This window comes from Geobacillus sp. JS12 (assembly GCF_001592395.1).
GTDB classification, from domain to species: Bacteria; Bacillota; Bacilli; order Bacillales; family Anoxybacillaceae; genus Geobacillus; species Geobacillus zalihae.
This window is the reverse complement of the sequence record NZ_CP014749.1, coordinates 3,646,164-3,665,422: the sequence shown is the minus strand read 5'-3', so window position 1 is coordinate 3,665,422 and position 19,259 is coordinate 3,646,164. Positions and strand designations below refer to the sequence as shown.

General features: G+C 46.7%; 17 protein-coding genes and 4 pseudogenes. 10 read left to right on the top strand and 11 right to left on the bottom strand.

Features of this window, described 5'->3' with window-relative positions:
• Positions 1–16 precede the first annotated feature (16 nt).
• The 3 genes and pseudogenes from A0V43_RS20745 to A0V43_RS17995 all read right to left on the bottom strand — a co-directional run bounded on the left by A0V43_RS20745 (position 17) and on the right by A0V43_RS17995 (position 3,711).
• The gene (locus A0V43_RS20745; protein WP_250637082.1) at positions 17–469 is read right to left on the bottom strand and encodes an EAL domain-containing protein; all 453 of its coding nucleotides are present in this window, start codon (positions 467–469) and stop codon (positions 17–19) included.
• Positions 400–1,731, bottom strand: coding sequence for a putative bifunctional diguanylate cyclase/phosphodiesterase (locus tag A0V43_RS18005; protein ID WP_063193740.1), 1,332 nt, complete (start codon positions 1,729–1,731; stop codon positions 400–402). Before A0V43_RS18005 ends, A0V43_RS20745 begins: the two co-directional genes overlap by 70 nt.
• Positions 1,732–2,248: 517 nt before the next feature.
• Positions 2,249–3,711, bottom strand: a pseudogene (locus A0V43_RS17995) (protein adenylyltransferase SelO).
• Positions 3,712–3,891: 180 nt separating this feature from the next.
• Between A0V43_RS17995 and A0V43_RS17990 the strand changes: the two are divergent.
• Positions 3,892–4,392, top strand: a complete 501-nt coding sequence (locus tag A0V43_RS17990; RefSeq protein WP_063193738.1) for a DUF1640 domain-containing protein — start codon at positions 3,892–3,894, stop codon at positions 4,390–4,392.
• A 193-nt stretch (positions 4,393–4,585) separates the two neighbouring features.
• Here A0V43_RS17990 and A0V43_RS20035 read toward each other — a convergent pair whose 3' ends face one another.
• From A0V43_RS20035 to A0V43_RS17965, 5 genes and pseudogenes are all read right to left on the bottom strand, one after another.
• A complete protein-coding gene (locus A0V43_RS20035; protein WP_063193903.1) occupies positions 4,586–5,218 on the bottom strand; it encodes a response regulator transcription factor in 633 nt (210 codons plus the stop codon).
• A 6-nt stretch (positions 5,219–5,224) separates the two neighbouring features.
• Positions 5,225–6,244: pseudogene (locus A0V43_RS20030) on the bottom strand (sensor histidine kinase); the annotation flags it as partial.
• On the bottom strand, positions 6,241–6,972 hold the full coding sequence (gene liaF / locus A0V43_RS17975) for a cell wall-active antibiotics response protein LiaF (RefSeq protein ID WP_063193737.1): 732 nt from the start codon (positions 6,970–6,972) through the stop codon (positions 6,241–6,243). The pseudogene A0V43_RS20030 and the gene liaF, both read right to left, overlap by 4 nt.
• 171 nt (positions 6,973–7,143) lie before the next feature.
• Positions 7,144–7,767 (bottom strand): PspA/IM30 family protein, encoded by a 624-nt coding sequence (locus A0V43_RS17970; protein ID WP_206501615.1) that lies wholly within the window; start codon positions 7,765–7,767, stop codon positions 7,144–7,146.
• A gap of 27 nt (positions 7,768–7,794) precedes the next feature.
• Complete coding sequence (locus A0V43_RS17965; RefSeq protein WP_063193735.1) at positions 7,795–8,154, bottom strand: lmo0954 family membrane protein; 360 nt, start codon at positions 8,152–8,154, stop codon at positions 7,795–7,797.
• A gap of 1,365 nt (positions 8,155–9,519) precedes the next feature.
• On the opposite strand from A0V43_RS17965, the gene A0V43_RS17960 reads away from it, so the two are divergent.
• From A0V43_RS17960 to A0V43_RS17945, 6 genes and pseudogenes are all read left to right on the top strand, one after another.
• Positions 9,520–9,732, top strand: coding sequence for a hypothetical protein (locus tag A0V43_RS17960; protein ID WP_063193734.1), 213 nt, complete (start codon positions 9,520–9,522; stop codon positions 9,730–9,732).
• A gap of 117 nt (positions 9,733–9,849) precedes the next feature.
• Complete coding sequence (locus tag A0V43_RS21085) at positions 9,850–10,101, top strand: ATP-binding cassette domain-containing protein (RefSeq protein WP_063193733.1); 252 nt, start codon at positions 9,850–9,852, stop codon at positions 10,099–10,101.
• A gap of 129 nt (positions 10,102–10,230) precedes the next feature.
• Positions 10,231–10,410: pseudogene (locus A0V43_RS20660) on the top strand (IS1634 family transposase); the annotation flags it as partial.
• A 15-nt stretch (positions 10,411–10,425) separates the two neighbouring features.
• A pseudogene (locus tag A0V43_RS21080) lies at positions 10,426–10,604 on the top strand (IS1634 family transposase); the annotation flags it as partial.
• Positions 10,605–10,707: 103 nt separating this feature from the next.
• The gene (locus A0V43_RS17950; protein WP_063193732.1) at positions 10,708–11,154 is read left to right on the top strand and encodes an AAA family ATPase; all 447 of its coding nucleotides are present in this window, start codon (positions 10,708–10,710) and stop codon (positions 11,152–11,154) included.
• Between the two features lie 11 nt (positions 11,155–11,165).
• Positions 11,166–12,575 carry a hypothetical protein gene (locus tag A0V43_RS17945; RefSeq protein ID WP_063193731.1) on the top strand — a complete coding sequence of 470 codons (1,410 nt, stop codon included), beginning with the start codon at positions 11,166–11,168 and terminating at the stop codon, positions 12,573–12,575.
• Here A0V43_RS17945 and A0V43_RS17940 read toward each other — a convergent pair.
• Positions 12,517–14,184: an IS1634 family transposase gene (locus tag A0V43_RS17940; RefSeq protein ID WP_015374097.1), complete on the bottom strand. Its 1,668-nt coding sequence runs from the start codon at positions 14,182–14,184 to the stop codon at positions 12,517–12,519. The genes A0V43_RS17945 and A0V43_RS17940 overlap by 59 nt on opposite strands.
• A 779-nt stretch (positions 14,185–14,963) precedes the next feature.
• Between A0V43_RS17940 and A0V43_RS20655 the strand changes: the two genes are divergently transcribed.
• The 3 genes from A0V43_RS20655 (at position 14,964) to A0V43_RS17930 (ending at position 16,744) form a co-directional block, all read left to right on the top strand.
• Positions 14,964–15,062: a helix-turn-helix domain-containing protein gene (locus A0V43_RS20655; RefSeq protein WP_236931044.1), complete on the top strand. Its 99-nt coding sequence runs from the start codon at positions 14,964–14,966 to the stop codon at positions 15,060–15,062.
• Between the two features lie 26 nt (positions 15,063–15,088).
• Positions 15,089–15,772, top strand: coding sequence for an ABC transporter permease (locus A0V43_RS17935; protein WP_063193730.1), 684 nt, complete (start codon positions 15,089–15,091; stop codon positions 15,770–15,772).
• Positions 15,773–15,847: 75 nt separating this feature from the next.
• Positions 15,848–16,744 carry an ABC transporter ATP-binding protein gene (locus tag A0V43_RS17930; RefSeq protein WP_063193729.1) on the top strand — a complete coding sequence of 299 codons (897 nt, stop codon included), beginning with the start codon at positions 15,848–15,850 and terminating at the stop codon, positions 16,742–16,744.
• A gap of 186 nt (positions 16,745–16,930) precedes the next feature.
• Here A0V43_RS17930 and rlmD read toward each other — a convergent pair whose 3' ends face one another.
• Together rlmD and A0V43_RS17920 are read right to left on the bottom strand one after the other, a co-directional pair.
• On the bottom strand, positions 16,931–18,367 hold the full coding sequence (gene rlmD, locus A0V43_RS17925) for a 23S rRNA (uracil(1939)-C(5))-methyltransferase RlmD (protein WP_063193728.1): 1,437 nt from the start codon (positions 18,365–18,367) through the stop codon (positions 16,931–16,933).
• Positions 18,364–19,230 (bottom strand): DNA-3-methyladenine glycosylase family protein, encoded by an 867-nt coding sequence (locus tag A0V43_RS17920; protein ID WP_063193727.1) that lies wholly within the window; start codon positions 19,228–19,230, stop codon positions 18,364–18,366. The genes rlmD and A0V43_RS17920 overlap by 4 nt, the downstream gene beginning before the upstream one ends.
• Positions 19,231–19,259 lie beyond the last annotated feature (29 nt).

Genomic DNA, 19,259 nt, shown 5'->3' with positions numbered 1-19,259 from the left:
TGCCATTTTGAACTGTTCACTCATTGCATTGCAACAACGATCCAATCTCCGTTTCCGACACAGGTTGCCTCCAAAAATACCCTTGCCCTCCGTTGCACCCCATTTCCTTTAATATTTGAATTTGCTTCTCATTTTCAATTCCTTCTGCAACGACATCGATCGACAATTGATGAGCCATCGTGATCACAGCAGCCACAATGGCTTGGTCATCAGCGGATTGCGGTAAGTTTTTGATAAACGAACGATCGATTTTTAAACGGTCCACTTTTAACTTCTTTATATATCCTAATGAACTATATCCTACGCCAAAATCATCAATCGCCAGTTTAACGCCTGCCTCTTTTAACTGACTTATGTTTTCGTACACGACCGCACTATCTTGCATCATAATATGTTCAGTCACTTCAAATTCCCATCGACATGGATCATCTCCATTGCTTTCAATAATGGAAAGGAGCCGTTTAGCCATGCCTGGTATTTGGAAATGGGAAGCAGACAGGTTGATGGATAAATCCGCTTCGATCCCCCTCTTTGTTTCCACATTTTCCTGTGCCGGCATGCCGTAGACAGCACCCACTCATCGAGTTTTGGCATCAATCCTATTTTTTCAGCTAAAGGAATAAACTGATCAGGGCGGATCCATCCAAGCTCTGAATTATACCAACGAATCAGCGCTTCTAGGCGAATCAGTTCCCCAGTGAACAAATCGTACTGCGGCTGATAATACAGAATAAATTCATCTCTTTCGATAGCACGATGCAAATGGCTTTCTAATATCGTTTCCCTAATTAAGCGCTGATTGATCGTTCGATGATAAAATTGATAAAATTTTCCTTCCTCTTTCGCATGATACAGGGCCATGTCCGCATTGCCGAGCAACGTGTTTAAATCTTCTCCATCAAAAGGAAAAACGCTGATTCCGATATTGGCGGAGAGAATAAACTCTCTTCCTTCAATCTCCAATGGTCGGGCCAACATTTGTTGGATTGTCCGCACATACGCAAGGATAGACTGATAATTCACCCGCGGCGCCACAGCGACAAACTCATCACCGCCCACGCGAGTCAAAAACAGCTTTTGATCTAATACTGTTCGAAAACGAGCAGCCATTTGTTTCAACACTTCGTCTCCCACCGAATGCCCCAATGAATCATTAATGTTTTTAAACCGCGCTAAATCAATAAAATAAACGGCCAGCAGTCGTTCCTCCTCTTTCGTCTCTTTCAGCAATTTAGAAAACTGCTCTCTTAAAAAACGGCGATTGGGAAGGCCCGTCAAATCATCATGGTTGGCCATATATTTGATTTGCTCTTCATACTGTTTCAAACGGGTAATATCCGTTCGAATCGACACGTATTGATACGGCTTTCCTCGTTCATCCAAAAAGGGGACAATGGTAGACTGAACCCAGTAGTAACTCCCGTCTTTCGCTTTATTTTTGATCTCTCCCCTCCATATCTTCCCTTTCCCGATGGTTTTCCACATATGTTTAAAAAATTCTCGGCTATGGTATCCTGAATTGACAATGCGATGGGTGTTTCCAATCAGTTCCTCACGGCTATATTGTGAGATGCGGCAGAAAGCCTCATTCACATATGTAATTTTTCCCGTCTGGTCGGTAATCACAACAATCGTCGATTCATCCAACGCTTTTTGAATTGACTCTAATTTTCTTAATGTATGTTGCAGTTTGGATTCTAGATCTTTCAACTCTTCCGGAAGAGAAGGCATACCATTCACCTCATTGTACTTTGAATTCTTATGCTCCAAATTTTAATGATAACGTATGACCATTTCAATGGCATAGCGCTGAAATACGTCATCGTCCTAAATTGTGTTGCATGAAACGCTTCTGTTTGAAAACATTGCTTTCCAATCGCTGACGCGATGCCGCACAGAAAGGATTCGATTGTGCACTGGGGAATAGGCAACATCATCAAAGGCAGACATCCATCGAGTAGGAGGAGGCGGCTAACCATAGCCATCAAGTTGAGAATTTGATCTTTTTTCAGTGCCAAAAACATGGTATCCTTTCTAACGAAAATCATCGTTGGAAAGGATTATTTTTTTGGGGATATGGTAGTGTGGGTTATGGATATAAATGCCAAATAACCCTCTTCTTGAGGGTTATTTGGCATGACCAGCATTTGGTTTTCTCTTCATCCTTTGATTGATTTTTCGAACATGCGTATCATCCTAAAAAATTTTATACCGCTAACTTGACGGGTATGCCGCAAAGCCCCCTTCATTACGTCCCGCAAAACGTCCGATACGGGCGGTCGGACGGCGGCGGCAGTTCCGCGTATTTCTCTTGCTCCGGCGAGTAGGCGTACGGGTCGGAAAGAGCTTGAAGGAGACGATTCATCACGCTGTAATCGCCGCCGTTGACCGCAGCGGCCAACGCCTCTTCAACCCGGTGGTTGCGCGGAATGACAGCCGGATTATGGCGACGCATCCGCTCATACGCTTCTTCCCTTGACGCCGATTCTTGGCTGAGCCTTGTTTGCCAGCGCTCATGCCACTCGCGGAACTCCGAAGCGTCAAAGAGCGCCATTCCCGTATACTCGCCTAACGTCAACGCCCGGAACGTATTCGTATAATCAGCGCGATGCAGCTCCATCAGCCGCAATAAATCCGCAATCAGCTCCTGATCCCCTTCCTGCTCCTCGGCAAGGCCGAGCTTCGCCCGCATTCCGGAAAGCCAATGGCGATGGTACTGCTTCGGATACTCATCAAGCGCCTCTTGAGCAAGCGCAATCGCTTTGTCTTCATCGGCATCGAACAGCGGCAGCAAGCTTTCCGCAAACCTTGCCAAATTCCACCCCCGATATACGGCTGGTTTCCGTATGCATACCGTCCTTGCGTATCAATCGAGCTGAACACCGTCGCGGGGTCATACGTATCCATGAATGCACACGGCCCGTAGTCGATCGTTTCCCCGCTGATCGTCATATTGTCGGTGTTCATCACCCCGTGGACGAAACCAACGAGCTGCCATTTCGCGATCAATGCCGCTTGCCGTTCGATCACTTGTTCAAGCAAAAACAAATAGCGGTTCTCAGCTTCCTCAAAACCGGGAAAATGGCGCCAGAGCGCGTAGTCAGCCAGCGCGCGCAGCTCCTCGGCCGTTCCCCATTGCGCCGCGTATTGGAACGTCCCGACGCGCAAATGGCTTGAGGCGACGCGGGCCAACACCGCCCCAGGCAATTCCGTCTCCCTCACAATCGTCTCTCCCGTTGTGACGACCGCCAGACTTCGCGTCGTCGGGATGCCAAGCGCGTGCATCGCCTCACTCACGATGTACTCCCGCAGCATCGGCCCAAGCGCCGCCCGCCCATCGCCGCCGCGAGAATACGGCGTCCGGCCCGAACCTTTCAGCTGAATGTCCACCCGCTCGCCGCTTGGGGTGACGTGCTCGCCAAGCAGCACCGCCCGTCCGTCGCCAAGCATCGTAAAATAACCGAACTGATGCCCTGCATACGCCTGCGCCAGCGGTTCTGCTCCGTCTGGAATTTGGTTTCCGGCGAACACAGCCACTCCCTCTTCACTTCGCAACGCTTCCTCATTCAGCCCAAGCTCTGCGGCCAGCGAATGATTCAACACCGCAAGCTTCGGCGCGCGCACCGGCGTGGGGAGGACGTTGCTGAAAAAGCGCTCCGGCAGCCTTGCATAACTGTTGTCGAACTTCCATCCTGCGTCCAACACCGTCATCTCCTTTACGGCCAACGCCCGTTCTTTTACGTTTATTGTACAGCAAGACAGCCAGCATCATAAATCAAAAACGTGCGTTTTCAACAACAAACCAGTCACCTTCCTTCGACCAAAACCGCCATCTTTTCTCTTTCCTTCCCGTTCTGTTTCTCCTATAATGGCCATAAGGAGGTGAAACAAATGGAAGAAAACACGATCATTCAAGCCGTGCTCCACGCGCTCGAACAACATTCTGACAAAATCAGCTCGAAAATGCAGGAAATGGAGCAACGACTGCATCATGAAATGCAAACGATGGAACAGCGACTTCACCATGAAATGCAAACAATGGAGCAACGACTTCACCATGAAATGCAAACAATGGAGCAACGACTCCGCGGCGAGATGCAGGAAATGGGACAACAGCTGCGCAATGAGATGCAAGAAATGGGGCAACAACTCCGCAGTGAGATGCAAGAAATGGGGCAGCAGCTGCGGTCGGAAATCCACGCTGTTGAAACTCGGCTTGAGGCCAAAATCGACGCCCTTCGCGAAGAAATGCATCAGATGAACCAACAACTGAATGAGCGAATCGACCGCTTAGAAGAAGAACTGACAGACACACAAGCCTCGGTCGAAGTGTTGACAACAAAAGTGCTCCACCACGACCGGAAGCTTCGCCAACTGACCAAGCAAGCGTAACCCCTCTCAGTTAGCCAGCCATTTTCCCTGTCCACCGCACGTCAAAAACCGCTTTCGTTTCATCTTCCATGTTGATCTTGATGAAACGGAGCGGTTTTGGTGTTCACCGAACACCTACTCCCTATCAAAAAAATGAATCGCGTTCGACATAGCATACTCTCCATGCATAGCGCTTGTGCCGCTCACATGCTCTTCATTTCACCAAGCCATGCCGAAACGCGTAAATGACCGCTTGCGTCCGGTCTTGGACGCCAAGTTTGGCGAGGATGTTGCTTACGTGTACTTTCACCGTTTTCAGTGAAATGAACAATTCATCTGCGATTTGTTGATTCGTTTTCCCTTGCGCCATCAACAAAAGCACTTCCATCTCCCGGCTCGTGAGCTGCTCATGCGGCAGGCGCTCTTCTTGTTTCCGATAGTTTCGCATCACTTTTCCAGCCACTTCCGGTTCGAACACCGATTGCCCGTGGAACGTGGCGCGAATGGCGTCGGCAATTTCGCTCGCTTTCGATGTTTTCAATAAATAGCTCGTCGCCCCTGCTTCAAGCGCGGCAAACACGTTTTCATCATCCAAAAAACTCGTCACGACAATGATTTTCGCCTCCGGCCACGCGCCGATGATTTCGCGCGTCGCGGCAATGCCGTCCATCGGTTCCATCACGAGGTCCATTAAAATGACATCCGGACGCAACTGGAGGGCGAGCTCCACCCCTTTTTTACCATCTTCCGCCTCGCCAATCACCTCCATATCTGGTTGGGCGGATAAATACGCCGACACGCCAAGCCGCACCATTTCATGATCATCGACAAGCAGCACCTTAATCACGGTCATCCCCCTGTGCAAAAGCGGCACTTTCACTTCCAACCTCGTTCCTTGACCTTTTAAGCTGACAATTTTCAACATCCCACCGATTTCCGCCGCCCGCTCATACATGTGCTGCAACCCGTACGAGCCGCTTTTCGAACGTTCCACATCAAAGCCAACGCCATCGTCGGTGACGCGCAAAATGGCAAACCCGTCCCGTTCGATGAGCAATACTTCCAACGACTTCGCTTTCGCATGGCGCAGCGTGTTGGAAAGCGACTCTTGCAAAATGCGGAACAGATGGTCCTCGACTCCTTTATCCAGCGGAATGTCTTCGATTTTCCATTTCATCTCGAGCGGCACTTTCCCCGCCAGTTCAGTAAGCAGTTCGTTCATCCCTTCTTGGAGCGATTTTCCTTTCAGCTGCACCGGCCGCAAGTGCAGAAGCAGCGCCCGCATTTCCAATTGCGACTGGTGAATCATTTGTTCGACCATTTTCAGTTGCTGCCGATGGCGTTCATCATCGGGCGGCATCGTTTCCATGACGGCTGACATCATCATCGAAGCGGCGAACAATTGTTGGCTTACGGAATCATGCAGTTCCCGCGCCAGCCGCGTGCGTTCTTCCGACAGAATGCGTTCAACGAGTCGTTCTTCCTGTTCGGCCTTTTCCGCTGCCAATTTTTGCACGCGTTTCGTTTGCTCGAGCCATTGCGTTTGCAGCTTGGCGATTTGTTGCCAAACGTCTTGCAGTTCCGGCGGCGGCCCTTCCCGATGCAACTCCCCCATTTCTCCTTGTTCAATGTGCCGAAGCGCCTGCACAACCGCTTGCCATTGCTTGCGAAAGAAGGAATCAAGCATAAGTCCAACAGCAATCCCCATACACAGGCTTACAGCGAACACAAACAACAAAAACGGCAACCCCATCACAGTTTGATCCCACAAAGACGACCACATTCCAGGCGGAAGGAAATAGAGAAAGGAAATGAGCAACGCCACAGCAAGCACAAGCGCAAGCAAAACAGAAGCGAGCATCGGTCGGCTCATACGCGTGTCACCTCGACATTGCCAATGATCATCGAGGTGACGATTTTGAGCTTTTGCTCCGCTTGATCATACGAAGAAGTTTGATAAATGAGCGTCTCGTTGAACATTTTTTCCTGTTCCTTGCCAAACAGCGAGGCAACACCGAAAATGGCGGAATGAACGAGCCGTGTTTCCATTTCATACGGAACGAGAATTCGAATGTTGCCGATCAATCCTCTCACGACAATGACCGCTTCCCCTTTCGGAAGCACAGTATAGCTGACATCAATGACCGTATCCCCGATCCCCGTTTGGATATTGACATCATTCCACTCATACGCCCGTTCTGGGGTCGCTTGCCGGCCAACCCATACATTTTGAAATAGCGGTTGACGGCGCACGATTTCCTCTCCCCCATACGAGTTCTCGGCCATAGTCGGGCGGATCACCGTCGGATGGCGCTTTGACTGGAACCATTGCCAAAGGGCATAACCCAACAGCGCGACCATGACAAAACGAGCGGCCATCATCGTGAACACATGAATGGCCAACATGATGCAGCCAAGCCAAAACAGCCATTTTCCTTTCCGTCGATGCCATTGTTTCCTTCCAACATAAATCAAACAGACCGATATACTTAACGAAAACAGCACGCCCGGGTGAAAAAACGAAATTTCAATCGCAAAAAGAAGCAGAGTCATCAACGCAACCCAACTGACATAATCCGTTTTCTTCCGTTGATCGAGCATGCGGGGATCCCACCTGTTGTCTAAAATGAAAAACCGTTGTCTCAAAAGATGGTTTTTCTGTTCTTCTCACCAAGGCACAAGATGTTATGGATTGGGCATGTTTCATGCGCACACATACGTATGAAAGAAGGTGCCCCATTCGATTGTCGGGACACCTTCTAGCATATCCGGTTATTTTCCTTCCTGCAACTGCTTTTCCAGCTGAGCGATGCGCGCATCGATCGTGTTTCGGTAATAATCGGAACGAACTTGCTGCTCAAGGCGGTCAAGGTAGACTTCCGCATCAGCAAACGCCGCCAACGCCGGGCCGGCGTCCCCGTTGACCACCCGATGGATGCGGTAGTGCGCCCGAGCCGCATTCTCCCGCCCCATCAGCTCCATGCGCCGCATTTGCATATCTTTCAGCTTATGCTTCATTTCTTCATATTTCGCTTCTAACTCAAACAGCTCGCGGCTCGTTTGCTCGAGCAGCTGTTTTAAGCGGGCCGCGCGTTCCGCATATTGCGCTTGTTCACGCCGCGCAAATTCGGCCAGCTCCATTTCCCCGGCTTGCGTCGCCACCTCCGCCTGCTTGCTTCGCTTTTCCGCCATCTGTTCGGCTTCGCGATGTTCGCGGGCAAATTGCTCTTTCAGCACATATTGGCGCTCGAGCAGCTGCCGCACCCGCTCGACTTCCTGTTCGCATTGACGCAAATAGTGATTGAGAAGCGCGATCGGGTTTTTCTTTTCTTTTTCGTCAAGCCATTCATGGAGATCGGCTTCAATGATCGTTTTCAAGCGAGAGAACACACTCATCATCGATTCGCTCCTTTTCCATTGATTTCATGAATAATGCTTTTGCAGCTCCGCCCATTGTTTTTCAAAGTTGACAAACGGGTCGTCTGCTTCTGGAACGACGCGCTCGTCTTTCACCCCGTTCCATTTTTTATACACGACATACAGCACATACGCCGCGACAAGCGCGATGAGCGCTGGCACATTCGAAGCGCTGGCCGCCAACGCCGCACAGCCAATGAGCGCCCACACCACTTTCCCGAATGTCGACGGGGCTTTCAAACATTTCTTGAACGCATAGTACAGCACCACCAGCGTGATTGCCAACCCGACAAGCGGCCCAAGATGAAACAGCAGCACAAGCAACGCCACCGCGCCGGCAACGAACAGCCCGATCTTTTTTCCCATTGTTTCGCCTCCTTTCGTTATTCTATCGTACCGTAGACAACTCGAATCCTATCATGTTCCAGAGATATATTTTGTTTACGACTCAAGGCGTATTTTTGCCAAGATATAATGCCTCAACTTCCCCTTTGCTGAATTCGAATCGGTAAGCATCTTAATTGTTCCAAATAAAAAATCCCTTCTAACGGCGAGCCCTGTTAGAAGGGATTTCATGTTAAGGTAATAGAGAAAGTCTTGACGGACCAGGCGTGTTGATTATCCAGTAAAATCCAAAGGGTATAGAAAAAAGAGCACCTTCCTGTAGAATGTGAGTAGCGACGTGCTCTCTATGAACAAGCATACCACACTCTCCCGAATTTGATGCAAAAACTTGTTTCGGATGAAGAAATTCAACTGATATTGCAACTTAATATATTGGGGTCTTCACCTGTGATTTCCAATCAATCCGAGAAGGCCGGTGAAAAACGAGGTTCATCACCAAAAGATGTACTTGACTTTTAAAGATAAACATGATAGCAATGTTGCTCAAAGAGATGTGTGGTATAAAAAGGAAAAATGCTATTTTGATTGTCTTTATCATAATCGTCTTTCTTTGTCAAGTACACTTTGTGGTGAAGAGCCAAAAACGATTATTTTTGTCAAATCGATGGAAGTTCATCGGGAGAAAAGAGCCGATTTTACAAGGTTTCTTAACTTAAGAAGGAGGGCTGTTGAACGGTTTTTTTTGATTACATCACCAGTCTTCTAAATCCCTGCCTCAGAGTGTACTTTTTCACCGGCCTTTTAGGCATGAAAATGCCCCATCAAGACGCGTGCATTTTCACGGAAATGCACTGGCAAAGCCATAAGTCCTATTTACTCTTCAGAATGTTTTTGTTCTCTCGTCGAAAGAATGAGTCTGCCTAAGCCCCTCCTATAAACGGAATGAGAAACCACGTTGAGTGTTCTCTAAAAAACTCCCACCCAATATATCGGCAAACGGTCCCCAATCCTCCTATATAAAACATGATATCTAAGAAAATTTTCATGGAGGCCCTCCATCATCTAAAATTAACATACAATTCCATGATAGTATATCTGAACTGTTTCTTCAATATGCATTAAAGGAGTTTTGCGGATATCCGCAAAACTTCAATTCACTCGCCACTTTGTATTCGGGCAGCTTTCTTTCAACTGGAAATTCGCGATGGCTGTCGCTTTGTTTGAGTATGCTCAAATTTATGGAAGGGGGATTTTTGGATAATCAGCACTCATTTTTCGTGTTTCCGAAATATACATAAAATCCTATTGATTACAAATTTATATATTTGTTAACATAAAAACTGGGAGACAAAGCAATGAAGGGAGAATAGGAGAGGAGGAAAAGAAATGTTGAACCTAATTTATAAAATTGTAAATGCAATTTTTAAATACGGCGGAAAAGCTATCCAAGCAATTAAGAATGCACTCGGATCGCTTTACGATTCATTTATTGCGGCTTATAAACAGGGATTTGCTGCACTAGTAAAGTGGTTTCTAGATCATTCATGGATTATTCAAATTGTTTACGAAGCCCTTAAGGCAGCAGGTTTGATTGACTAATGTAAATGTATTGATTTACCTAACAATCCGATTAAAAATCCCCGTTGCTTTGTCTCCTCCCTATAATATCCTTCTCTCCCAATTCCATTTTAACATGAATTAGAGGGATGAGCAAATATGTTGCATGCTATACCCATTTCCATCCAAAATTTATCCAAAAGCTTTGGAAAAAATATAGTGTTGGACAACATCAATTTCATCGTTGAGAAGCCATCCATTGTTTCGATCGTGGGGAATAATGGGGTTGGCAAAACTGTCTTTCTTCATTGTATGTTAAATTTCATGAAATACGATTGTGGAGAAATAAGAATATTCAATCGCAATATCGATCCCGAGTTCGACAGTTTTGAGACCATTTTAGGCAAATGAAAATGGTTAAAATGCTGTAATATCAAGGATTTCACGATGTGGATCCTAGAAAAAAACGCTGAATTTCATAGGCACACGAATTGACAAATTAACCTTTTAAAATAGCCAAATATCGTTTATAATATAGGCATGTACATGCGGAAAGTAACACGCAAAAATAAAGATGGAACGACCGTGGCGTATCTCCGGCTTGCTCACAACGAATTGGATCCGAAGGTCAAATATGCGAAAACGAAGGTGATGGATTCGTTTGGGCGCGAAGACGAGGTGGATCGCGCTGTCTTGGAGCGTCTGGCCAAAAGCATTTCGTGATCCTTTCTCCTGACTCATGAATCGTGGCCGAAAGTAAGGGACGAATGCGAGCGTCTTATGCTTGGACATTTTTCTTCAAAAACGGAGACCTTGATCAACGAACCGAGCTGACGGCCAAACAAGCGCAACTCTTTGCGGCTCTAGGGCTGGAACCTCCTCCGAAGATCCTAGGCATCCATCCTCGCCCCTAGATACACGCCCGAAGTGTGCTCAAATGCCTCTCGTCCCTTTTGTATCAAGGGTCGAGAGGCATTTTGTTTGCCTAGTCACTGTCGAACTCGGGTCGATGATCGAATGTTTTTAAGAAAAAACAGCGCTTTTGTTTCTTCAGACCATCAAGATCATTTACAAAAATTAACACCAGAAGAGTATTTTGAATTCATTATTGATATATATGAATTGCCTGCAGATCGCACTACCCAAATTTATCATCAACTTTCCAAAGAATTGAATATTACCAAAGAAATAAGCGTCTGCTTTTCAAACTTATCATTCGGCACGAAAAAGAAGGTTCAACTCATCGGAGCTGTTCTTCATGACCCGCCATTATTAGTTTGCGATGAAATATTCGAAGGATTAGATTCTCAAGCTGTAGAATGGGTGAAACGTTTATTCACAAAACGAAAACATGAAAATAAAACAACACTCTTTACTACGCATATTTTTCAACATGCTCTGGACATTGCTGATCAGATTTATCGTTTAGAAGGCGGCTGCTTATTCGAAGAAGCTCATCAATAAGGGTGTTTGTTATGAAATATAGAACCTATCAAAAATTGTATCGTATTTCTATAGATGAAAGAAAGGAACACCGTTTTCAAGAAATCATCATTCAAACTATTTTGGCGGTATTGTTTTGGTCTTTGATCTTTTTTTTCTGTTTCGTTACCTTTAATCTAAATCCCGACCAATTTTCTTTCTATTATTGTATAGTATACTTGATACTTGAATTGTTATTTTTATTTAGTGTCACACAGTTATATGAGAGCCCTCAGTTCATCGTTTATTTTCTGAGAAATGTTCCGGTCACAGAAACAAAGATTTTCCTTTTCCATTTTGCCGTATCTGGATGGAGTTTCCATTCTATCACAGAACTGATCATAATCGCCATTTACCTAACTGTATGTAAAGCGACATGGATCAACATCGTCTTTTTATTGATCAGCATTATTAACATTAAGATTGTTCGAACCTATTTGGAATTTTTGTTGGTTTTATCGAAGAGTCGTCAAAAGCAGATTCCTGTTTTAGCATATGTGTTTTTCTCCTTAACACTATGTTTATATATCATTGCTCAAAAAGGCAATCTTCATCGTCTTGAGTGGTCGTTTTCCTTTTTTGTCGCTCTTTTTAGTGTCTTTTCCCTTTTTTCTATCGGAACTTACCGTATCGTTATAAAAGCATTGCTCTCGGGAGATCTTCCTTCAGGAAATTTCGTTTGGTTTTACAAACTCACTCGCTTTCTAAGCAAGTTGATATCCTTTTTGTTTCAATTTAACTGTACTTTACGTAAAGCTATTTCCTTTCAACTTCTGCGTATGATGAGAAGTCATGAATACACCCAAAAAATATTGGGCATTGGCATAACATACTTTGTTTTTTCTCTCATCAGTGATGCAGTAATACATAGAGATGAGGCATATCAAACGGGAGACTTATCTCATATTCTTTATACAGCTTTCCTTGTTTCTTTTTTAAGTTTTTCAACGATCACATTAGATTATCAGTTGAGATATAAGTATCAACTGGAACATCTTCCGATACCTTTGAAAAGTGTAAGAGCAAGCATTGATATTGCTCATGGCATTTTTCTTTATACGCTACTTACTTTTCTCTTTTTCATACAGCTAGCCATAGGCAAGCTGAGCCATCATGTCTTCCTTGACGGATATATGGCTTTTACATGTTTTTATTTGTTAGGTATCGGCATCCAACCAGCTAAGCTGCAGTCGAATCGATATAGGGAAAAGGCTCCGTTCTATTTCAAATTTATCTTTTTTAGTATAGTTATCCCGAGTTCGACAGTGACTAGGCAAACAAAATGCCTCTCGCCCCTTGATGCAAAAGGGACGAGAGACATTTGGGCACACTTCGGGCGTGTATCTAGGCGCGAGGATGGATGCCTAGGATCTTCGGAGGAGGCTCCAGCCCTAGAGCCGTAAAGAGTTGCGCTTGTTTGGCCGTCAGCTCGGTTCGTTGATAAAGGTCGCCGTTTTTGGAAGAAAAATGTCCAAGCATAAGACGCTCACATTCATCCCTTACTTTCGGCCACGATTCATGAGTCCGGATCTCTACGATCCGAACTAACAAGAGAGCCAGCCAACTGAGCAGCACATGCGCCCGGATGCGGTCTTCCAAGCGATGATACATGGGACGCAGCTCAAGTGTCGATTTCAACGTCCGAAAGGCCTGCTCGATATCCACCAGCTGCTTATACCCGATGGCGACATCTTCCGCAGACAAGGTATCGTCGGATGTTCGGATGAGATATTTGCCGTCATACTTTTCCGCTTCACGAACCGCCTGCTTGTCGATGCGAAGCGTTCCATCCTTCAACTGGCGCAAGTATTTTCCGTAGGACGGATGGGAACGCAGCCGGCAGGTGGCCTTATGATGAGCTTCATTGGGGAGTTGGCGAAGCCCCTCCAACTCCTCTTTCAGCGATTCGAGCAGCGTTTCCCGTTCCTTGCGTTGGCGTTCGGCTTCGCTGGGATTGTACACGAGAACATAGCGCTGACGCGCTTCTCCGTCGCCCACGATGATTTCTTTGATATGCAAGTTCTCGCGAACTTGTTGGTAGCGCCCGCGACGGCTTAGGGCCTCTTCGACGGCGGCTTTGCCGGATCGCATTTTTTCGCCGACAATATAGTGTCCCCCGGCCTGTTGCAAGATTCGCAAATTCTCTTCAGAGGAAAAGCCGCGGTCCATGACGCTGATCACACGTCCAAGCTTCCAGCCAATCAAGTCTTGTTTCACCTGTTTGATGACCGTCATGTCCATGGTATTGCCAGGCCATACCCAAGCGCGAATCGGGATTCCTTCCCGGGTGACAGCCAGCCCAATGACGATTTGAACCAAATCAGGACGCTTATCTTTGGAAAACCCCTGCTTTCGAAGCGATTCTCCTTCCGGTGTTTCAGAGGGATCCACTTCGAAGTACGACGAAGTCGTATCAAAGTAAATCAAATCGACTTCCAGGTTCAATAAATCGGCCACGGCATGGAACACTTGGCGTTCCAATTCCGGCTGCACAGCCAGCAGCTCATCCATCGCCCGGTATAACTGGTGGCTGGCGACTTGGGGAAGATGAGGGATATGCACGTCCTTCTCCACCCACTCCTCCATCGCCAACTTGCTTGACGGATGAAGGGCACGATTCGCCACCATGGCAAAAATGAGCCGTTCCAACGGAATCTGATGATGTCGGGAGGCAAACAAGGAGTGGAGAATCTCTCCCAATCCCAGTTGTCTCCAGAGCTGATCCAAAAGCCAAGCGCCACCAAGGCGTTTGCTTGATTGAAACTGAAAGTCATCCGACACTTCTCCTGTCAACGTCTCGATTTCCCAAGCCTGCTCAGGAGAAAGGAATCGCGAAATGCTTTTGGCCAGACGCTCCAAGACAGCGCGATCCACCTCGTCTTCGCGCCCAAACGAATAAATCACCTTCGCTTTCGCATATTTGGCCTTCGGATCCCATTCGTTGTGAGCAAGCTGAAGATATGCAACAGTCGTTCCATCTTTGTTTTTGCGTGTGACTCTCCGTATGTACATGCCTATATTATAAACGATATTCGGCTATTTTAAAAGGTTAAATCATCAAGTCGTGTGCCTATGAAATTCAGCGTTTTTTTCTAGGATCCGCATCGTGAAATCCTTGATATTACAGCATTTTAACCATTTTCATTTGCCTAAAATGGCCTCAAAACTGTCGAACTCGGGGTTATAGAAACGCTTTTTTACATTCATGTCATCTGGCCGATAAAGTTGACAGTCTTATTCCTTTGTTTCGTATTCATGTATCGACGATCGTATCAAAAATGCCACCTTGAAAAAGAAGTCGGTTCCACTAAGGACGGACGAACAAAATGAGGTTGTTATATTTGGATTTATATCGATGCAACGAAAAAGTTTAACATATCCTTGATGGAAAAGTCGCTTATCCATTTTTCGACTGTCGAAGGCAAGCCTGTGGCTTGCCTTCGACAGTCGATCAAATGCTCGGTAAAAGCTACAAATGTTAAAGCTTCAAATTGCATCTATATAGCCTGCTGTGGGGGGAGGAAAATGGAAAACAGTGATACACCCATTTTTACAGAAGTCGAATATCAAATTATTAAGATGATCGCAAACGAGATTCCCAATGGCTCTTCACCAAAAGTTGTACTTGATTTTTTCTGAACATACTCTATTTACGCTTGTGAGGGAAAATCAACAAATCAGTGATTTTTGCACATCTTTGTGCAGGAAACCGTATTGCTTGTCAAGTACATGTTGTGGTGAAGAGCCTTCCCAATAAACAAATCGCTAAAAAATTAAATTACTCCCAAAGAATGGTTGAATACTACATAAGTAATATCGCTCAAAAAATGGGTGTGAAAACAAGAGTGGGGATTGTCTCTAAAGCGTACAGATTAAAAATTTTGAAATAACATGAGAACAAGAGAGGAGATTGGGTATGTGGGCGATTGGTTGGCATGAGTTTAAGTCACTCTTTAAAAGTATCAAAGCGCTTGTCATTATTGCCATTATTTTCGGAATCAGCTATTGGACGGCTGGTCTGATGGGAACAATCGCAAATCGATTTGATGTTCATGATGCGGAGAATGGATCTGGGGCAGGGATTGCCTCTATCGTATTTTTATTAGGTTTTCTTTTTATTGCTGCTTTATCGCATGATATTATGAACCGAGAAATCAGCACACGAACAATCAGATTTCTCGTAACGAAAAATTCCCGAACCAATATCGTAATTGGAAAGTATATCGGAATGTGGCTTTTTTGGTTTTTTTGCATTTTTGTATCTTTTATGTTGATTTTCCTTGTATCCAAAAATTTCTTGTGGTGGGGGCTTTTAGAATGCATATCATTTATATCGGTGGCCATTGCTTACAACCTTCTCTTTTCCATTATCATTCCTAAACCGACCGCCACCATGTTTTTCGGCGTTGTATTCTCCTTGCTTTTCCCTGCATTCAGCCTTTGGATTATCAATTCAAGCAATCAAGCTGTGAATTGGCTGAAATTTTTTACGCCTTACTACTACGCACTGTTAGGACACTTTTATACGCTCATGAATGTTATATACGCCATTTTCATAATAGGGATTGGGATCATATTGTTTAACAAGAAAGATTTGTGATATCCGTTTAACATAATAGGCATCAGCCTACGAAATGCAAAACGAATTAACCATGCCGCCGAGGGGAGAACAAGAATGAATGCCATTGAAGCGAGAGGAATTACAAAAGTTTATGGAGCCAAAACGGTCATCCATCATGTAAATTTGGAAGTGAAATCAAACGAGATTTACGGGTTTTTAGGACGAAACGGGGCTGGAAAGTCGACATTTATTAATATTATCACAGGGATTGTCCATCCCACGACGGGAACGTTTCAACTATTGAACGAGCCAAATTTGGAGAACGTGAAACACCGCATTGGAGTATTGCCAGACTACTCCTCCTTTTATGACTCGATGACGGCTGTCGATCATTTGAAATATTATTCAAGCATCATTGGTTATAAAATGTCAAAAGAACGTTGCGAGCAAGTCTTAAAAAAAGTCGGGTTATCGGAGCATGCAAACAAAAAGGTTGGGAAATTTTCGTTTGGAATGAAGAAAAAATTGGGCATCGCTCAAGCGATTGTCCATGACCCTGAGCTCATCTTCTTAGATGAACCGACATCAGGGATTGATGTAGAATCAAGCTTGGAAATCCATAAGCTCATCAAAGATTTACATAATGAAGGAAAAACAATCTTTATGACTTCCCACAATCTACATGAAGTAGAGAAAATTTGCACAAGGATTGCCATTATGAAAGATGGACGCATCTTCAGCGAAGGAACATTAGAGGAGCTAAAATCCAAGCACATGTCAGCTCTTCATGTCCAAATCAAGCATTCGTTCGTATCAGACCCATCATGGATGGAGAGTATGCTTCATGAGATCAGCAAGGAAATCAAAACAAGCGAACGGATTACATCTTTCGTTGTAGACTCAGAGGAAAAAATTCCTAGCATCGTGAGAGCATTGACGGAGCAAAATATTGATATTTATCGCATTCATGTGCATGAACCTTCTTTAGAAGAGATTTTTTTAAGCGAATAGTCGATTTCTTCAATTTCAACGCAGCAATGGCGGCAAACGGAGACACTGTCGTTTAAAATAAAGTCACGCACGAATCGTTTCTCCATTTTTCCGGCAGAACTTATGATGGAGAATGGAGTTTTCATTAGGGAATGAGGGAAAACCCGAAGGAGTAAAAAGTTTTCCCTCATTCTCTCTGTGAGACGGTCATGTTCCAAGTGGAACGAGTTTATTGGGCGTTTCCACAATCATCCACAACTTCGCCACCGCTTCCACATGCGCCGTGTGCGGAAACATGTCCACCGGCTGGATGTAGTCGACGCGGTATTGTGCCGCCAAGGCGTCGAGGTCGCGGGCGAGGCTCGATGGGTTGCACGAGACGTAGACGACCGTTTTCGGGCGGACGCGGAGAATCGTTTCAAGCAACGCCCGGTCGCAGCCGACGCGGGGCGGGTCGACGATGATGACGTCCGGCTTCCAGCCTTCGTTCACCCATTTGGGCAGCCAATATTCCGCTTTGCCGACGACATAGTGCGTGTTCGTAAAGCCATGTTTGTTCGCGTTTTTCTTGGCGTCTTCAATCGCTTCGGGGATCGTGTCCATGCCGCGCACTTCTTTCGCATCGCGGGCGAGCCACAGCCCGATCGTGCCGACGCCGCAGTAAGCGTCAACGATCCGCTCCGTTCCGGTGAGGGCGGCCGCTTTTTTCACTTCGTCGTACAGCTTGACCGTTTGGATCGGGTTAAGCTGGAAAAAAGCACGCGACGACAGTTCAAACGACAAATCGCCGAGCGTTTCTTGAATATATTCGTCGCCGGCGAGCACTTCTGTCTCGTCGCCGAAAATAAGCGACGTTTTTTCGCCGTTGATGTTTTGCACGATCGATTTCACTTCTGGGAGGCGGCGGCGAATTTCGTCAATGAGCAGCTGTTTGCGCGGGATGTCTTTTGTCGCCGTCACCAGCACAAGCTGGATGTCGCCCGTATGGAAGCCAACGCGGACGACGATCGTCCGCACGACGCCCGTTCTTGTCCGCTCATTGTAAATCGGGATGCGCAAGTCTTGCAAAATCGTTTTCACAATGTTCGTGACGCGCGTCGTTTGCGGATGCTGGACGCGGCATTCCGATAAATCGATGAGCCGGTGGGAGTTGATGCCGTACAGCCCGGCGAGCACCTTCCCTTCCTTCATTCCAACTTGAAACTGGCTTTTGTTTCGGTAATGCCACGGGTTGTCCATGCCGATCGTCGGGCTGATGTCAAGCTTGTCGACATCGAGGCGCCGGGCATGGCGGCGGAGCGCCTGGATGACAATGTCGCGCTTCGCCTCGAGCTGTGCCTCGTACGATAAGTGCTGCAACTGGCAGCCGCCGCACTGGTCATAGAGCGGGCATGGCGGCTTGATGCGGTTTGGCGAGCGCTTGCGGATGCGCTTGATTTTCGCCTCGACGTAGGTTGGGTGGATGTCCGTCGCCTCAACGATGACTTCTTCCCCCGGCAACGCACCGGGGACGAAGACGACTTGTTTTTGGAAATAACCGACCCCTTCGCCGTTAATGCCGATCCGTTGAATCGTCACGAGAAATTGCTCGCCTTTTTTGATTTTGATGTTCATTTGTTGCTTTGCCATATCGGTCCCTCTCATTCGATACTTCTCCATAAATAAAGCGCCGCATAGCTGGCGTACGGCTTCCACCGCTCGCTAAGCGCCGCCATCTCTTTGACAGTTGGCCGCTTCGGAAGCCCGAACCATTTTTCGACCGCCCGCTGCAAACCGATATCCGCCGGCGGAAAGACGTTCGGACGGCCGAGGCCGAAGAGGAGGAAATTTTGCACGGTCCACGGACCGATGCCGCGCACGGCGGTCAACCTCTCCATCACCTCGCCGTCTTCCATCTGCTCGAGTTCATCAAGCCGCAGCTTCCCCTCGGCAATGAGGCGCGACACATCGACGATATATTCGGCTTTCCGCCCGCTCAGCTGCAAGGCGCGCAAGTCATCGTACGAACGGGCGGCCACTTCTTCCGGGCGCGGGTAAAACCAAACGCCATCCACTTCTGTTCCGAACGTTTTCACAAACCGCTCCGTCAGCCGATAGCCGACTTTGAGATGAAGCTGCTGATGGATCAAACATTTGATGAGGCAAAAATATAGATCAAAATCGAGCACGAGCGGCATCCCTTCATACTGGGCAAACAACGGCGCCAGCTCGGTCGCGCGAAAATGATCATACACCAGAACGAGCGGCGTCCGCCATTGAAATAAATGAGAGACGCGCTCGATGATGTCTTCCTGCCGCTTGGGATGCGGCGCCGAGACGACAAAGCGAGGATCGTCTTTTGTGCCGATGCTTTCAATCACGACCGGCACCTTTAAACCATCGAGATGAAGCGGCACGGTGATGCGCCGCCGCTCTAAATCGACCGCCAGGAGCGGATCCAATGCAAGCCGTTCAAGCGCGTGGACGAAATCATACGGCGCCGGCACGATGATCGTTCGTTTCCACATCGTTCTCACCTTTCTCATTTGTCCGTGCC

Excerpts from the sequence above, each read along its gene's own strand:
- A0V43_RS17935 (WP_063193730.1), top strand. The coding sequence starts at position 15,089 with ATGTGGGCGATTGGTTGGCATGAGTTTAAGTCACTCTTTAAAAGTATC.
- A0V43_RS17990 (WP_063193738.1), top strand. The coding sequence starts at position 3,892 with ATGGAAGAAAACACGATCATTCAAGCCGTGCTCCACGCGCTCGAACAA.
- A0V43_RS17965 (WP_063193735.1), bottom strand. The coding sequence starts at position 8,154 with ATGGGAAAAAAGATCGGGCTGTTCGTTGCCGGCGCGGTGGCGTTGCTT.
- A0V43_RS20745 (WP_250637082.1), bottom strand. The coding sequence starts at position 469 with ATGGCTAAACGGCTCCTTTCCATTATTGAAAGCAATGGAGATGATCCA.
- A0V43_RS17960 (WP_063193734.1), top strand. The coding sequence starts at position 9,520 with ATGTTGAACCTAATTTATAAAATTGTAAATGCAATTTTTAAATACGGC.
- A0V43_RS17940 (WP_015374097.1), bottom strand. The coding sequence starts at position 14,184 with ATGTACATACGGAGAGTCACACGCAAAAACAAAGATGGAACGACTGTT.
- A0V43_RS17945 (WP_063193731.1), top strand. The coding sequence starts at position 11,166 with ATGAAATATAGAACCTATCAAAAATTGTATCGTATTTCTATAGATGAA.
- rlmD (WP_063193728.1), bottom strand. The coding sequence starts at position 18,367 with ATGAGAGGGACCGATATGGCAAAGCAACAAATGAACATCAAAATCAAA.
- A0V43_RS20655 (WP_236931044.1), top strand. The coding sequence starts at position 14,964 with ATGGTTGAATACTACATAAGTAATATCGCTCAAAAAATGGGTGTGAAA.
- A0V43_RS18005 (WP_063193740.1), bottom strand. The coding sequence starts at position 1,731 with ATGCCTTCTCTTCCGGAAGAGTTGAAAGATCTAGAATCCAAACTGCAA.
- A0V43_RS21085 (WP_063193733.1), top strand. The coding sequence starts at position 9,850 with ATGTTGCATGCTATACCCATTTCCATCCAAAATTTATCCAAAAGCTTT.
- A0V43_RS17930 (WP_063193729.1), top strand. The coding sequence starts at position 15,848 with ATGAATGCCATTGAAGCGAGAGGAATTACAAAAGTTTATGGAGCCAAA.
- liaF (WP_063193737.1), bottom strand. The coding sequence starts at position 6,972 with ATGCTCGATCAACGGAAGAAAACGGATTATGTCAGTTGGGTTGCGTTG.
- A0V43_RS17970 (WP_206501615.1), bottom strand. The coding sequence starts at position 7,767 with ATGAGTGTGTTCTCTCGCTTGAAAACGATCATTGAAGCCGATCTCCAT.
- A0V43_RS17950 (WP_063193732.1), top strand. The coding sequence starts at position 10,708 with ATGTTTTTAAGAAAAAACAGCGCTTTTGTTTCTTCAGACCATCAAGAT.
- A0V43_RS17920 (WP_063193727.1), bottom strand. The coding sequence starts at position 19,230 with ATGTGGAAACGAACGATCATCGTGCCGGCGCCGTATGATTTCGTCCAC.